Source organism: Actinomadura sp. NTSP31 (assembly GCF_041951385.1).
GTDB classification, from domain to species: domain Bacteria; phylum Actinomycetota; class Actinomycetes; order Streptosporangiales; family Streptosporangiaceae; genus Spirillospora; species Spirillospora napierensis.
Map to the genome: position 1 here is coordinate 259,819 of NZ_JBGNUT010000004.1, position 13,984 is coordinate 273,802.

Consider the following 13,984-nt stretch of genomic DNA (forward strand, 5'->3'; position numbering starts at 1 on the left):
CTCATGGACGACCACCTGTGTGCTCCGCCCGGGGGCCGAGGTAGCAGCACCGCACCCCGGTCCGCACATGGGCGCGCAACTCGGCGCCGAGGACCGGGTCGGAGTCGGCGACCCGGTCGAGGGCGCGCCGGATCGCCTTTCCCACGGCGATCCGGGCCCGTTCGTCGTTGTCGGCGAACCGGCGCGCCCGGCCCCCGAGCCCGGTGGCCGAGGCCAGCTCCCCGATGAGCCAGTCCCGCTCGCCTCGCAGTTCCGCGGCGCGGTCCGGCTCGTCGGCGAGGTCGGCCTGGTCGGCCTGGTCCTGTAACTCGGCCAGCCGTTGCTTGTACTGGCGTTTCGCGGCCTCGTCCAGCAGCGGCTGGGCGGGCGTCGCGGAGCCCGCCGGCCCTTGCCCGCCGTGGCCGGCCGCGAGCTCGGCCGCGGGCATCTCCTGGCCCGGATTGGCCATCAGCACCGCCAGGTACTCCAGGCCCACGCAGTGGTCGACGGCCGCGACCCGTCCGCTCAGCTCGACGTCCCAGCGCTTGCCGCGGCGCCGGCACACCACCGTGGTTCCCCGGCCGGGCGCGCCGCCGGTGTCGTCCCGCAAACGTACGGTGCCTCGTTCGATGCCGGGCGGCGGCGGCATGTGCAGTTCCGCGGCCTCCTTCGCGGCCACGACCAGCTCCGCTTCGGCAGCGGCCAGGTCCTGCGACCGGCCGGGAAGCGCGAGCGCCTGGGCGAGGCGGGCGCGCGACAGCGCGGCGGCGGGCCGGTGCCCGAGCGAGGTGTTGTCGTGGACGGCCGCGCGCAGGTGCCCGGTCGCCCCGTCGGCGTCGCCGGTGGTCAGGGCGGCCATCCCCAGGGAGTGGTGGACCGAGCCCAGGCAGGTGATCCCGTGCCCCGCGATCACCGGGAGCCGGACGTAGGGCGCCAGCAGGACCGCCGCCTCGGCCGCGACCGCGGCGTCCCCGAGCAGCCAGGCCGTCTCGGCCACGCAGTACATCGTCAGCAGCCAGCTCGCCGCCTCCGGAAGGGCGGCCAGCCCGCGGCCGCGCAGGCGGGCGAGCATGCTCGTGGCCAGGGGGCGGTCGCCCGCCGAAGCCGCGGCGAGCGCCAGGGACGCGTACGTGGAGTAGTCGGTCTCGCTGAGCGTGGGGGAGTCCACCAGGTCCGAGAGCATCGGCAGCAGTTCGGCGATGCGGCCCTGGAACCAGCGGATCGTGCCGAGCTGCCCGCCGTACCAGGCCCTGGCGTTGACGCCCGCGGCCATGGCGCCGCGCTCGGCCCACGTTTCGGCCTGCGCGCCTGCCGCCGCCAGCCGGCCCGCGCGGATGTCCAGCATCACCTCGATCACCTCCACCACGGCCCGGACGGCCTTGTGCTCGTGGCTCGCGAGGAGCTCCCGCAGTTCCGCCAGGCTGCGCGCGGCGTGCGGGTGGGCGTCGAGGAAGAGGTCGACGGTGTGCAGCAGCAGCCCCACCAGCAGGTCGCCGGGACGGCCCGTCCCGGACGCCTCGCCGATCAGCTCTTGGGCCAGCTCCAGCCGCAGCGGCCCGTGCCCGGGACCCATGGTGCAGTAGTGCGCCAGCGTGAGGGCCTCAACCTTGGCGACCGGGTCCCCGACGACGCGGGCCTCGGCGACCTGCGCGAGGATCGGGCCGGAATCCCCGGTGCGGTACGCCTGCTCGGCGGTCAGCCTGATGCGCAGGCGCAGCGCCAGCACGGACCGGGGGTCCAGGCGGCTCAGCGCCGCGCGCTGCCGGGTGCGGGTCGCCGCCGCGTCCGCCACCGTGCGCTGCTCCTGCGCCCAGAGCCCGCCCAGGCCCAGCGCCGCCCGGGCGAGCATGTGCGGGTCGCCGCCGCGTTCGGCCTGGCCGTAGGCCGCCGCGAAGTGGCCGCGGGCCGTCCACGGGTCGCCGTCCACCAGCAGTGCCCGTTCGCCTGCCAGTAAGGAGGCCGTTCCGTCTTCCGTACCACCGTCGTCCAGGTCATCGTTCCCCGCGACGACCGGACCCGGTTCTAGCAATGTCCTCACAGCTGCACCCCCGTGCGAGACCGCCGATGTCTAGGGCACGGCGGCGATCTCGTCCGGGTTCAGCCCGCGGCGCGGTCGGATGTGGCCGGAACCGGCACGGGCCGGGGGGTGGCGCACAGCGCGCGGACGTCGGACACGCTGTCGCGTCCGGCCCGCAGGAGACGCCGTCAGCCGATGTTGCAGGTCATGACGGGTAGGCCGGGGTAGCGCCGGCCTCGCAGGACTTCGTCGGTGGCGTCCTGCGGGGCCATGAACCCGCCGGACCTGTCACCCGGAAGGCGTTCCAGCCCGTTCCACGACCGCCTTCCGGCCCGTTCCAACCGTGCGACGGAGCTGCTCGAAGTCGCCTGCCGCTTGGTCGCGGGGACCAGGTGGCTCGGCGGGGATGCCGTGTTCGCCTGTGGCGGCGTCGTCCACTTCGGTACATTGCCGTATGTACGAGAGTGAACACGAAAAGTAAATACTGTGGGTGTTCCGCAGAACCGCATCGCGATCTTTCGTGTCGTCCAGACCCTGCGCCACGTCAGAGACAACCCGGCGGCCGCACGCCTTCCCGCGCCTCTGTGCGCGGGGGTGCCGGCGGCGGTCGGTGACCTGACTGCTCACCAGCGCATGGGACCTTCGACATGGACGTCGTCCTGACTCTCGCGACCCGGTACCTCGACGGCACGCTCACCATCGCCGTGACCGGAGAACTGGACATCGCCACCTCCCGGCAACTGCTGGCCTGCCTGGACGCGGTGTTCATCCAAATGGCGCGCCCCCGCGGCGACCGCAGCGGTGATCAGGCGGCGGTCGGCGGGGCCGTCGACGAGGTGGTGATCGACACCGGCGGCGTGTCGTTCATCGACGCTCACGGCTTGGGCGCGCTGGTCGCCTTGCAGAATCGGGCGCGCAACCACGGCATCGCGTTGCGGCTGGCCGATCCTTCGGCCGCTGTGCGGCGGATACTTTCCATCACCGGCCTGCGCCACCGCCTTCTGCCTCATTCCGGTATGGCGTGACCGCCCTGCGGCCTTCGGGTACCAGGACGCGGAGGCCGCGCAGGGTTACGGTTCGGGTATGGACCGGCAGGAGTGGGCGTGGCGGCAGGCGGCCGAGTCGGCGGCGGGTGGCGGGCCGGTGCCGCTGGAGACGGTGTGCGCGGCGGGCACGGCGGCCATCGGCGCCGACGGGTTCGGGACGACGCTGGTGTCGGCGCCGGGGATCCGGCAGCTGGCGTGCGCTTCGGACCGGGTGGGCGTCCTGCTGGAGGAGGCGCAGCTGACCTGCGGGCAGGGCCCGTGCACCGATGCCTACACCGGCCTCGTCGCGGTGCTGGTCGATGATCTGGACGCCGGGGCGGGACGGTGGCCCGGGTTCGCGTCGTCGGTGGCCGGCCTGGGAATACGGGCGGTGTTCGCCTTCCCGCTGCAGGTGACGGGGATACGGGTCGGCGCCATCGACTTCTACCGCCGCCGGACCGGTGCGCTGACCGCTGACGAGATGAGGGATGCGCAGGCGTTCGCGGCGGTGGCCGCGGGGGTGGCGTTCCGGTCGCATCCGACACCGACGGCGCCGGCGGCCGCGTCGGGTGCCGAGCCGCCGCACGGTTTCCCGCCTGCGGTGCATCAGGCGGCGGGGATGCTGGCCGCCCAGCTGGACGTCGATGTGGCCGAGGCGCTGGTGCGGCTGCGCGCCTACGCCTTCCTGCACGACCGGCCGCTCACCGAGCTGGCCCGGCAGGTCCTGGAACGCCGGTTGATGCTGGAAGACGGCCACGAGCCCGAGTCCGAACGGTGACCGCGCCGGGGCGAGCCGGCCGCCGTGGGCGAACCGCGCTGCCGACGGACGCGTGCCGGTGACCGTTCAGCCTGGAGAACCGCCGGGCAAGCGCGCGGCCAGATGATCCAGCTCGGCCGGGTCCAAAGTGCGGGTCACCACGGCATGGGCCAGTTCGGTCAGCAGCCGGTTGCGGTCGCGGGCGTGGCGGCGCAGCGCGGCGAACGCCTGGTCCATCGAGCATTCGTGCCGTTCGGCCAGCACGCCCTTGGCCTGCTCGATCACCACCCGGCTGTTGAGCGCGCTCTGCAGTCGCTCGGTCAGGATCTGGCTCTGGCGGAGCGCGCGTTCCTGCAGCAGCCCGATGGTGGCGACATCGGCCATCCCCTGCGCCAGCTCGATCTGCTGTTCGGGCATGGCGCCGGGCCGGGCGCGGAACAGGTTCATCGCGCCGATCACCTCGGCGCGCAGCCGCATGGGCAGCGCCGACACCGCCGCGAACCCGCTGTGGCCGACCTCGGCAGTGAACCGTGGCCACCGCCGCACCGCATCCTCACCACGCAGATCCGCGCAGTGCACCGCGACGCCGCCGTTGAAGCAGTCCAGGCAGGGCCCCTGCTCGTCCTGCAGCTGGAACAGCTCCAGCAGTCGCGTCTGCTCGCTGGAGGCCGCCATCAACCGCAGATGACCGCGCTGGTCGGTCACCAGGATCCCGGCCGCGTCCACCTCCAGCAGCTCCACGCACCGTTCGGCCAGTTGCTGCAGAAAGTCGATGACATCGAACTCCGACACCAGCGTGTCGGCCAGTGCGACGAACGCCTGCGCCACCCGCCGCGGCGCAGCGGGCGCCGTATCTGTGTCCATGCCCGCAGCCTACGCCCGCGGCCACCACTGGAGCAGGCACACCGCACGGTCGCAAACGCCCTTCCGGCTCAGGCTTGCGGCCGCAACCCGCATGGCGGCAACCCCGGTGCTCATCCCTGCGAGGAGACGTCGGGCGTGAACCGCAGCCGGCGTTCCACCACCTCCCGGGCCACCTCGGTCAACGCGACCTCGTGGGCGAAGGCGTGGGCGCGCAGCCGCACCAGCGCCTGCTCGATCCCGCAGTCGAGCTGCACCGACACCATCCCGGCGGCCTGGTGGATCTCCGGACCCAGCGCCAGCGCCTCGGACGGCAGCGGCCGCCCGCTCAGCCCGGCCTGGTCGTTGAACAGCAGCGCCAGGATCACATCGGCGAAGATCAGCGCATCGGTGTGCTCGCCCGGCTCCAGCCCGCCGGGCCGGTCCCGGCACAACACCAGCACCCCCAGCCGAGCGGCCCCGCTGACCAGGGGAAAGGCGAACACCGCGCGCACCGTCGCGGCCCGGGCGGTCGCGGTGAACATCGGCCACCGCCGGCCGCTGGCGGCATCGGCGAGATCGGCCACCAGCACCGGCCCACCGGTGGCCACCGCGTCCACGCACGGCCCGTCACCACTGGTCAGCTCCGCCTCCAGCAACTCCCGGCCCAGCTCTCCGGCCACATGCACCGGCTCCAGCCGGCCGCCCGCGATCAGCGACACCCCCACGCCGCCGGGCGCCAGCGCCCGCGCGCACGCAGCGCAGGCGTCCTGCGCCGAGATCACGGCGGAGCGCCGCCGCGCGGATTCGGCGATCAGCGCCCACACCCTCGCTTCGTCACCGCCGATCACCACACCATCGACCGCCTGCCCTGACTGGAGGAACCCGCATCCCAACCTACGCCCGCGGGCCCCGATCCACCGCCCGACGGGGCGGTCGGCGGAACGGACGGACCGATATTCCCTCGAGTTCGGTCACCGGCCGCCAGGCGGCGTAGAGTCGGCTCAAGGCGGCACCACGCATGCCTGTCCGCCATCGAAGCCGGATGGCGGGGCGTGATGCTGCGGTGGGTGATCGCTCCAGACCCCGGTGGCTCCCGCGCTCCCTCCACTGGGCTGCTGATATGCGACGCCAACATCACCCCACGACGCCGACCGCCCCCGCCCCGGTCCGAGCCGAGGACGAGCGGGGGAACGCCACCTCGATCCCGGTCTCCAGATCGCAGCTCGCGGCGTTGGTCCAGGCCGCGGCGTTGAGCGCGATGAGCGTGCAGGCCTATCTGCGCCAAGCGGTCATGGTCCGCGTCCACCACGACTTGAACGCTGCACCCGACCCCGCCGCGCCCGACCCCGCCGCGCCGCACGAGAGCCAGGCGACGCCGCAGGACGCGGCAGCACCGCCGGAGCATCCGCCGCCCGACGCGGCGGCCGCGGTGCCGACGGCCCCGGCGGCCGGCGGCACGGTGGCGTCATGGCGGTGGGAACTGTCCCAGCACCGGCCCGCCGACCAGGCGGAGCGGCTGCCCGCCCGGGCGCGGGCGCTGGTCCGCGCGGCGTTGAGCGACAGGGGTCTGGACGGCCACGGTGACGTCTGCATGGTGCTGATCAGCGAGCTGGTCACCAACGCCGTTCGCCATGGAGGCCGCGGCCCGGTCACCGTGCAGCTGATACTGGACGACCGCCAGCTGGTGTGCGGGGTGGGCGACACCAGCCCCGTCCCACCGGTGCCCGGCAGCGCCGGGGCCGACGACGAAGGCGGACGGGGTCTGGCGCTGCTCGTGGCACTGTCGACCGATTGCGGCTGGTACCTGACCAGTACCGGGAAGGCCGTCTGGTTCCGCCGGCCTCTGCGACCCCCGGCAAATGGCGCACCGGACGCCGACAGCACCCAGACCGCCTTCCCCGCCACCGCCGGCCCGCCGCATCCGATGCTCACCAGTACCTGACGGCACGGCCGCGGTCGGCGCAAAGGGAGGCCCGCGGTGCGGGCGTAGAGCCCGCGGGCCGGCGTGGCGCGGGAGCCGCTCCGGTCGTGGGACATGGCCGCGTTGCTCATGTGACACCGGGTGGACCGGGATGGAACGGGATGGAACGCCTTCCTGAGTAGGGCGGCGTCGTGACCGGCCGCCGTGAGCCGAATGGAGCATCCGTGACCATCAACGAACTGCCGCACCTCGGCAACGAGACGGCGACGATCCCGGACGAGTCGATCACGACGCCGCCGGACGACGTGCCCCCGTCGATCTCCCTCGACCGGCCGACGGGGCCGACCGTCACGGGCACGCCGGCCAACGTCACCGTGTTCGTCGACCACGGCACCGCCTGGCAGTGGAGGAACAACACCTGGAACGCGGTCCCGGCGGTCGCGTTCAACCAGATGATCCTCAGCATCCAGAACTACCAGGAGATCCACGACCAGAGCGCCTCGGTGAACAACAACCGGGTGGTCTTCCCCGTGACGTTCCCGAACCCGGGCACCTACACGATGACGGCGACCGGGGTGACGACCGGCGGAACCCAGATCCACGCCCAGGGGCCCGTGAACGTGCCGGTGGCCGCCCCCAGCAACCCGGCCTTCACGTGGGTGGCGCCGGCCAACGGGGCCCCGGTGGACCTCGGGCCGAACGGCGGCCAGGTCACCGTGGAGCTGGCGACCGGGACCGACCAGCTCTACCCCTTCAACGTGAGCATCACCCGCGACGGCGTGACCACGATGGAGCAGTACAGCGGCACCCGGTACCTCAAGACGATCGCCCTCGGCCCGACGCCGGCGGGCTCGCGGTCGATCACGGTGACGTGCGCCGACCCGGGCGGCCGCTCGACGACGCAGACCCGGACGGTCGTCGGCCGCGACAGCGCGCCGCCGACCGTGACGATCGACCACTTCGACGACCCCATGACCGTGGCGTCGCTGCCCTTCGAGTTCGTCGTGACCGGCCGGACGCCGGGCGCCCTGTCGGGCGTCACCGGGGTCTCCTACGCGTTCACGAACGGCCCGCAGGGCGCGGCCGTGAACACCGGGCCCGGCGGCGACTGGTCGACCTGGCGGGCGAACGTGATGCTGCCCACGACCGGCACGTTCCCGTTCACGATCACCGCGACGGACACCCGCGGGGGGACCGCCTCCGCGAGCTCGACCATCACGCTGCACCTGTAGAAGGGGACCCCAGTGAGCGAGAACGGTTCACCGGGGCCCGCCGCTCCGCCGCGGACCCCGGTGCCGCGCCCGCGTCCCGGTCCCGGGACGCGCGGCGAGCCGATCGGAACGCGCGCATGACGACCTTCCGGGACCGGGTGATGCTGGCACTGAGCGACCCGGCCGCGCTCGGGACGCTGCTGAAGCCCGCCGGGGACACCACCGGGCGGACGCTCCGCACGCTGCTGGCCGCGACCTACGACCTGTCGGCGGCGCGGATCGACCAGGTGGGGGACCTGGCGGTCGGCGAGCTGGAACTCCAGCGCCCGCTGTTCGCGACGGACCGCACCGTGGGCGCCTGGACGCGGACGGTGCCGAGCTACACCCGGACGGAACTCACCCTGGACGAGGCCAGGACCCGCGATCCCGCGTGGATCGACATCCTGGCCCGGCTGCGGGTGACGGTCGTGGGCGAGACCCATCCGGCGGGCGCCGAGTCGGTCTCGGCCGAGTCGGCCGACGGGTTCGCGACGCTGGAGGAGTTCCGCCGGCGTTTCCCGCTCGTCGACCTGGACGCGTTCATGGCCGAGCACGGCATCAGCACGGTGGAGCAGCTCCGCGACGCGTTCCGGTACCTGCTGACGACCGTGCGCCTGCGGGCGGCCGGCCCGTTCGACCCGGCCGACCCGGCCAACCGGCACGTCCTCGACGTCACGCTCGCCGCGGTGGCCGTCGATCCGTTCGACCTCGCCGCCGGCCTGCGCGCGGCGCAGGCGGTGCGGGCGGCGAGCAGGTCGCTCACCGGCGCCACGACGACCGCGGTCCCGGTGGAGAGCACCGCACCGTACGCGCTCGCCGTCGTCTTCACCGCGTCGGGCCCCGCGGACAACGGGACGACCGCCGCGGCGGTCGAGCAGCTCTTCGCCAGGGCGGGCGTGGCCGCGCTGTTCCTGAACGCGGCCCCGTGAGCCCCGGCGCACCGGCCAGACCCACTGAACGCCATCGCCCATCAGCTCGACAGAGATTGGAGAGAGGCAGATGACGGTCCGCTACATTCGAGTGAACCCGCTGGTCAACCTGTTCGCACCGGCGGTGCGGGCATTCGGCAACGTCGCCGTGATCGGCAAGGTCGCGTTGCCCCAGACGCCCCCGTCCGACGCGCTCGTGGTGAACGTGCCGGTCGACTTCACCGACCCGGCCGAGGCGCGCCGGCGCGCGCCCGGCGAGCTCGGCGAGGCCGTGGCGCTCGCCTTCGGGCAGTCGCCCGGCCCGTCGCGCGTGACCGGCGTGCGGGTGAACGAGCAGACCCCGGACTGGAAGGCCGCGCTGGACGTGGTCGCCGGCCTGGACGTCCAGCTCGTCGTGCTGGCCAACACGCCCCTGAACGCCACCACCGGCAAGGTGGACGCCCCGGAGGGCGCGCTGGTCTCGCTGGCCAAGCACGTCGTCGCGGTGTCGGAGACCGGCGGGGACGGCAGGCAGCGGATGGGCGTGGCCATGCTGCCCAAGGACTCCGCCGACCCCGCCCCGGTCACGGGCACCCTGGCGAGCGAGCGGATGGTGTACGTCGCCCACCGCAGCACGCAGGACGCCGCGGCCGCCGTGGCCGGCACGATCGCCGGCTACGAGCCGCACATCTCGCTGCTGCTGAAGCCGGTCAACATCACCAGCCCGTCGTTCACCCAGGCCCAGATCGACGCCCTGAACGGCTCGGAGGACGACCCGAAGTCCGGCCCCGCCGGGCACGGGGTGAACTGGCTGACCAGCCCGTCGATCATCCCGGGCGGCGGGGTCTACCTGGGCGAGGGCTACACCGCGAACCCCGGCGGCAAGAAGTACGTCGACATCGTGCGCAAGGTCGACGACCTCAACTTCCGGATCAACGCGCAGCTGATCAAGACGATCGGCAACGTGCGGATCAGCCGTTCCGGGCTCCGCGCGCTGATCGCGCAGCTGGAGGCGATCCTCACCCCCGAGGTGCAGAGCGACGTGCTGAACGGCTTCGAGATCGTGCTGCCGCTGCTGGCCCTGCTGGACAAGGACCCGGCGACGCTCAGCCCGTCCGAGGCCGACCAGATCCACAACGCCGAGGTGCAGCGGCTGGTCCAGATCCTGGTGGCGATCCAGTACGCCGGTGCCATCCACCGGCTTTCCATCACGCTGAAGTTCGACTAGGGGAGCACCGATGCCGGACTGGAACACACGGCTCGAGGTCAAGCTCGGGGACGCGACGATCACGCCGATCTCCAGCTTCACCCCGACGTTCAACGTGCCGCACACGGTGCTGCACAGCATCGAGGCCGACAACGTCGGCTTCGTCCGCCAGCCGTTCACCTTCACGTTCGTGATGGCGGTGCCCGCGACCGCCACGGCGGTGGCGGACCTGACGGAGCTGGCGACGAGCGGGCGGGAGTTCGCCGTGGTCGTCGCCGAGAAGAAGGGCACCGACTGGTCGTTCAACTCGATCAAGTTCGCCCGCTGCGTCGTCACCTCGGCCAACCCGAGCAACGTGGTGATCGACGGCATCCCGCAGGCCAGCTTCACCTGCCTGGCGCTGGACGTCGGGCTGGAGGCGTAGCCGCCGTGGACGCCGCGGACGCCGCGGCCACCGGGGAGGCGGGCGGCCGGGACGAGGACCAGGGGTCCGGGCCGGACGCCGGGGGCGTCGTCAACTACTACTTCCCGGTCGAGATGCACGCGGTGGGGTCGCTGCCCGACGGCGAGGGCGAGCGGCTGGCCGACCTGGTGTTCCAGCGGCTCGACACCGAACTCGCCAGCCGGCTGTGAGGAGGAGGCATGACGGTGGGGACGAACGTTCCCGTACTGGTGGGACCGGTGCCGCTGCTCTTCGTGCAGAGCATGACGATCACCGAGGGCTACGAGATCGAGCGGATCATGGGCAGCCGGTTCCTGCAGGCCACCCAGCCCACCAAGAAGAAGATCGCCATCGAGGCGCTGCTGACCGGCCCGGGCCGGCTGGCGGCCAAGAAGCTGCTGGAGGCCCTGGCGCTCACGTCCCGGGCGCTGGTGGCGACCTCGGCCGCGCTGCTGCCCTCCGGCATCCCGGTGGTGTCCGGCCTGACGATCAGCCTGGACATGCAGATCACCGAGCTGCACTTCACGCAGAGCGTCGCCAAGCGCGACGCCCTGGACGTGTCGATCACGCTGCTCGAGGTGCCGAGGTCGAGCCTGACCGCGGTCCTCGGCGAGGTGGCCGACCTGGCCGTCGGCGCCGGGACGGCGCTGGTGCCCGGGTCCGTGGCGCCCAATCCGGTCGCCCGCACCGTGCTGGGCGCGCTGTAGCCGTCCAGGACATGGACGAGAAAGGAGGCGGCAGTGGCGACGCGTACGTTCCTCCGGTTGCCGATCGACGCCGACGAGGGCTTCCCGCAGGCGTTCCGGCTGGCCCTGGCCGGCCGCGACTACGGGTTCCGGCTGTACGCGAACGTCGCCGAGGAGGTCCTCGACGGCCCGCGGGCCGGGCCGCTGGAGCTTCCGGCGGCGAAGGCCTTCCTGGTGCTGGCGGTCGAGCGCGAGGAGGCGGACGGGGCCGTCCCGATCCTGCGCCGCAAGCTGGTGCCAGGGGTGGAGTACCTGGCGGCCGAGCTGGCGCTGACGTTCACGACCCTGCGGCTGGACCCGCGCAACCTCAACGGGGCCGGCGCGTTCGGGTCCGAAGTGGTCGGCGGGGTGGCGCCGAGATGAGCGCCCCGGCGACCGCCGCCGGGCGGACGGGGGAGGTCGGATGAGCTTCGTGCTCTGGTACAAGGTCGAGATCGGCCCGGCGGGCGCGGCCGGCGCGGTCGCGGGCCGGACCGGGCTGGGCCTGCCGCTGACGGTGTCCAACGACGTGCTGAGCGGGTCGCTGATCATCGACGCGGACATCACGGTGACGATGGCCGACGGCGCGGCGGCCGACACCTTCGAGATCGGCCTGGTCAACCTGCCCGCCCAGATCACCGACCTGATCAAGAACACGCACGCGGCCGGGGCGCTGAACGCCACCGTCCACCTCGGCTACTTCGACGAGCCGTCCACCCGGACGGGCCCGGGGGAGGTGCTGGTCGGACGGGTCATGTCGGTGACGGGGAGCGTCGGCGACGACGGCCTGTCCCGCACCGTGCTGCGCGGCCAGGAGGAGGGCGGCTACCTGCTGCGCAACGCGCCCGCGAAGCTGGACCGCCCCGCGGGCGGCAGGGCCGTCGAGCTGGCCGGGGCGCTGGCCGCGTCGGCGGGCGTCCCGCTCGCCGACGGCTCCACCCTGGGCGGCGACCTGGCGGACTTCACCGTCCGCACCGGGTCCGTCCTCGAGGCGCTCGGCGCGCTCGCGGCCCGCGCGGGCGAACCGCTCGTGGTACGCGACGGCAAGGTCTTCCTCGGCCGCGCGGTCGGCGCGCCCACCGACCCCGCGCCGGTCGTGTTCGACCCGGACACCAACCTGGTCTCCCTCAGCAGCTCGACCGCCGAGGACACCGCGGTCCGCGCGGCCTTCCCACCGCCGGGCCCCGGCGGTGCCTCCGGCCCGGCGTCCGGGCTCGCGCCCGCGCCGACGCCGCCGGTCCGCACCACGCTCGACCTGACCGTGCTCGGTCATCCCCGGCTGCGGGTCGGGCAGGCCGCCGCCGTCACCGGCCTGTCCGGCGTGCCGGCGGGTCCGCTGCGGCTCGCCCGGGTCGTCCACCGCTTCCGGGCGGACTCCGGCTACACCGCCGAGCTGCGGCTGATCGCGGCCGCGCCGGGCGAGCGGGCCGAGGTCGCGACCGGCGTGCAGGCCGTGGTGGACCGCCTGCTGGACGCCGTCGAACGCGAGCGCGACGACCATCCCGCAGTCGACCTCGGCGAGGTGACCGCGTACGCCCCCGGCGCCGACGGCAAGCACCTGGCCTCACTGCACTACGGGCAGGCGCCCGAGGACGGCGTGAGCGCGCCCAGCGTCGCGAGCCCGGTCGGCACCGACGTCGACCTGCTCGGCAAGCCGATCGCGTCGCCGTTCGCGTTCCACCGCACCGGGCTGATGACCCCGGTGTACCCGAGGATGCGGGCCGTCCTGGCGCACAACCGGGGCGACGTCAACGACGCGGTCGTCACCGGTTTCGTCTGGCCCGACAACCCAGTCCAGCAGCGGCCAGCCAACCAGGCGGGCGACCACTGGCTGGCGCTCCCCACCGAACTGGGCGAGGACGGCCTGCCGCGCGGCAAGGGCGCCAACGACCTCACCGACGCCGCCGGCCACCGGATCATCCAGGTCGCCGCGCTCCGCGTGCTGGTGGGCGGCGACGCCCTCCCCGAGGTCGGCGAGCGGCCCGACCCGCCCACCGACGACTCGATCACCATCGAGCACCAGAGCGGAACGACGATCACCGTGGACTCCGGCGGCGCGGTCACCATCAGCACCGCGAACCAGCCCATCACGCTCACCAACGGCAGCGTCAGCATGAAGCTCGACGGCTCCTCGGTGGCGGTGACGTGATGCCCGGGTTCCCGAGCGCCGTGCTGACCGAGGCGTCCACCGTGAAATGCGTCCACCAGGGCGTCCTGGTCGCGCACGCGAGCCAGCGCGCGCTGACGGTGGGCGGGGCCGCCGTCCTGGTGCGGGGCGACCTGCTGGCGGGCGCGTTCCTCGGCTGCCAGCTCAAACCCGTCCCGTGCACGCAGATCACGGTGATCGCGGCGGGCGTCAGCACGACGCTCGCGCTCGGCGGCCAGCCCGTGATGCTGGCGACCGCGCAGGGGTCGACGAACGCCGGCCAGTGGCTGGCGACCGACGCGGGCCAAACACAACTGGAGGCAGCATGACCACCTCGTTCGGCCGCAGCCTGCTGCTCGACGACGGCGACCTGGTAGTGACGGCGGGACGGCTCCAGGAGGTCGAGTCGGTGGCCAACCTCAGCCAGGCCCTGACGCTCCGCGTGCTCACGCCGTTCGGCTCCGACCCGTTCAACACCGGGTACGGGCTCGACATCGCGCAGGCGTTCACCCAGGCCAACCCCGTGTCGCGGGTGAAGCAACTCGTGCAACTGAACCTGGTCCGGACCCTCGGCACCGATCCGCGGGTCCGCGACATCCGGGAGGTCGTCTTCGACGACGACCCCGACCTGCTCGCGGCGGACCCGGCCCTGGCGCCGGCGGCGGACGACGCGCGCCGCCGCCGCGTCCGGACCGTCCGGGTCGCGCTGGACACCGTGGCGGGCGACCCGTTGACGCTGCTGGTGGACGTGGGGGTGTGAACCG

General features: G+C 73.3%; 16 protein-coding genes. 13 read left to right on the forward strand and 3 right to left on the reverse strand.

Annotation, left to right across the window (positions count from 1 at the left end):
- Position 1: 1 nt before the first annotated feature.
- Positions 2–1,906, reverse strand: a complete 1,905-nt coding sequence (locus ACA514_RS08675; protein WP_375040498.1) for a hypothetical protein — start codon at positions 1,904–1,906, stop codon at positions 2–4.
- A 737-nt stretch (positions 1,907–2,643) separates the two neighbouring features.
- On the opposite strand from ACA514_RS08675, the gene ACA514_RS08680 reads away from it, so the two are divergent.
- Together ACA514_RS08680 and ACA514_RS08685 are read left to right on the forward strand one after the other, a co-directional pair.
- A complete protein-coding gene (locus tag ACA514_RS08680) occupies positions 2,644–3,021 on the forward strand; it encodes an STAS domain-containing protein (RefSeq protein ID WP_375040499.1) in 378 nt (125 codons plus the stop codon).
- Positions 3,022–3,079: 58 nt separating this feature from the next.
- On the forward strand, positions 3,080–3,799 hold the full coding sequence (locus tag ACA514_RS08685) for a GAF and ANTAR domain-containing protein (protein WP_375040500.1): 720 nt from the start codon (positions 3,080–3,082) through the stop codon (positions 3,797–3,799).
- A 66-nt stretch (positions 3,800–3,865) separates the two neighbouring features.
- Here ACA514_RS08685 and ACA514_RS08690 read toward each other — a convergent pair whose 3' ends face one another.
- On the reverse strand, positions 3,866–4,642 hold the full coding sequence (locus ACA514_RS08690; protein ID WP_375040501.1) for a GAF and ANTAR domain-containing protein: 777 nt from the start codon (positions 4,640–4,642) through the stop codon (positions 3,866–3,868).
- Positions 4,643–4,752: 110 nt separating this feature from the next.
- The gene (locus ACA514_RS08695; protein WP_375040502.1) at positions 4,753–5,469 is read right to left on the reverse strand and encodes a GAF and ANTAR domain-containing protein; all 717 of its coding nucleotides are present in this window, start codon (positions 5,467–5,469) and stop codon (positions 4,753–4,755) included.
- 272 nt (positions 5,470–5,741) lie between these two features.
- On the opposite strand from ACA514_RS08695, the gene ACA514_RS08700 reads away from it, so the two are divergent.
- The 11 genes from ACA514_RS08700 to ACA514_RS08750 all read left to right on the forward strand — a co-directional run bounded on the left by ACA514_RS08700 (position 5,742) and on the right by ACA514_RS08750 (position 13,980).
- Positions 5,742–6,563 carry an ATP-binding protein gene (locus ACA514_RS08700; RefSeq protein WP_375040503.1) on the forward strand — a complete coding sequence of 274 codons (822 nt, stop codon included), beginning with the start codon at positions 5,742–5,744 and terminating at the stop codon, positions 6,561–6,563.
- 203 nt (positions 6,564–6,766) lie between these two features.
- Positions 6,767–7,774, forward strand: coding sequence for a hypothetical protein (locus ACA514_RS08705; RefSeq protein ID WP_375040504.1), 1,008 nt, complete (start codon positions 6,767–6,769; stop codon positions 7,772–7,774).
- A gap of 116 nt (positions 7,775–7,890) precedes the next feature.
- Positions 7,891–8,721, forward strand: coding sequence for a hypothetical protein (locus tag ACA514_RS08710; RefSeq protein ID WP_375040505.1), 831 nt, complete (start codon positions 7,891–7,893; stop codon positions 8,719–8,721).
- A gap of 70 nt (positions 8,722–8,791) precedes the next feature.
- Complete coding sequence (locus tag ACA514_RS08715; protein WP_375040506.1) at positions 8,792–9,928, forward strand: hypothetical protein; 1,137 nt, start codon at positions 8,792–8,794, stop codon at positions 9,926–9,928.
- A gap of 10 nt (positions 9,929–9,938) precedes the next feature.
- On the forward strand, positions 9,939–10,331 hold the full coding sequence (locus ACA514_RS08720; RefSeq protein ID WP_375040507.1) for a hypothetical protein: 393 nt from the start codon (positions 9,939–9,941) through the stop codon (positions 10,329–10,331).
- Positions 10,332–10,336: 5 nt separating this feature from the next.
- A complete protein-coding gene (locus ACA514_RS08725) occupies positions 10,337–10,540 on the forward strand; it encodes a hypothetical protein (protein ID WP_375040508.1) in 204 nt (67 codons plus the stop codon).
- A gap of 9 nt (positions 10,541–10,549) precedes the next feature.
- Positions 10,550–11,056, forward strand: coding sequence for a hypothetical protein (locus tag ACA514_RS08730; protein WP_375040509.1), 507 nt, complete (start codon positions 10,550–10,552; stop codon positions 11,054–11,056).
- Between the two features lie 33 nt (positions 11,057–11,089).
- Positions 11,090–11,458, forward strand: coding sequence for a hypothetical protein (locus ACA514_RS08735; RefSeq protein WP_375040510.1), 369 nt, complete (start codon positions 11,090–11,092; stop codon positions 11,456–11,458).
- 40 nt (positions 11,459–11,498) lie between these two features.
- Complete coding sequence (locus tag ACA514_RS08740) at positions 11,499–13,223, forward strand: hypothetical protein (protein WP_375040511.1); 1,725 nt, start codon at positions 11,499–11,501, stop codon at positions 13,221–13,223.
- On the forward strand, positions 13,223–13,549 hold the full coding sequence (locus tag ACA514_RS08745; RefSeq protein ID WP_375040512.1) for a hypothetical protein: 327 nt from the start codon (positions 13,223–13,225) through the stop codon (positions 13,547–13,549). Before ACA514_RS08740 ends, ACA514_RS08745 begins: the two co-directional genes overlap by 1 nt.
- Positions 13,546–13,980 (forward strand): hypothetical protein, encoded by a 435-nt coding sequence (locus ACA514_RS08750; protein ID WP_375040513.1) that lies wholly within the window; start codon positions 13,546–13,548, stop codon positions 13,978–13,980. Before ACA514_RS08745 ends, ACA514_RS08750 begins: the two co-directional genes overlap by 4 nt.
- Positions 13,981–13,984: the final 4 nt, after the last annotated feature.

Bases quoted from the DNA above. Each gene is read 5' to 3' on its own strand.
- ACA514_RS08680 (WP_375040499.1), top strand. From the start codon at position 2,644: ATGGACGTCGTCCTGACTCTCGCGACCCGGTACCTCGACGGCACGCTC.
- ACA514_RS08685 (WP_375040500.1), top strand. From the start codon at position 3,080: ATGGACCGGCAGGAGTGGGCGTGGCGGCAGGCGGCCGAGTCGGCGGCG.
- ACA514_RS08690 (WP_375040501.1), bottom strand. From the start codon at position 4,642: ATGGACACAGATACGGCGCCCGCTGCGCCGCGGCGGGTGGCGCAGGCG.
- ACA514_RS08700 (WP_375040503.1), top strand. From the start codon at position 5,742: ATGCGACGCCAACATCACCCCACGACGCCGACCGCCCCCGCCCCGGTC.
- ACA514_RS08710 (WP_375040505.1), top strand. From the start codon at position 7,891: ATGACGACCTTCCGGGACCGGGTGATGCTGGCACTGAGCGACCCGGCC.
- ACA514_RS08715 (WP_375040506.1), top strand. From the start codon at position 8,792: ATGACGGTCCGCTACATTCGAGTGAACCCGCTGGTCAACCTGTTCGCA.
- ACA514_RS08720 (WP_375040507.1), top strand. From the start codon at position 9,939: ATGCCGGACTGGAACACACGGCTCGAGGTCAAGCTCGGGGACGCGACG.
- ACA514_RS08730 (WP_375040509.1), top strand. From the start codon at position 10,550: ATGACGGTGGGGACGAACGTTCCCGTACTGGTGGGACCGGTGCCGCTG.
- ACA514_RS08740 (WP_375040511.1), top strand. From the start codon at position 11,499: ATGAGCTTCGTGCTCTGGTACAAGGTCGAGATCGGCCCGGCGGGCGCG.
- ACA514_RS08745 (WP_375040512.1), top strand. From the start codon at position 13,223: ATGCCCGGGTTCCCGAGCGCCGTGCTGACCGAGGCGTCCACCGTGAAA.
- ACA514_RS08750 (WP_375040513.1), top strand. From the start codon at position 13,546: ATGACCACCTCGTTCGGCCGCAGCCTGCTGCTCGACGACGGCGACCTG.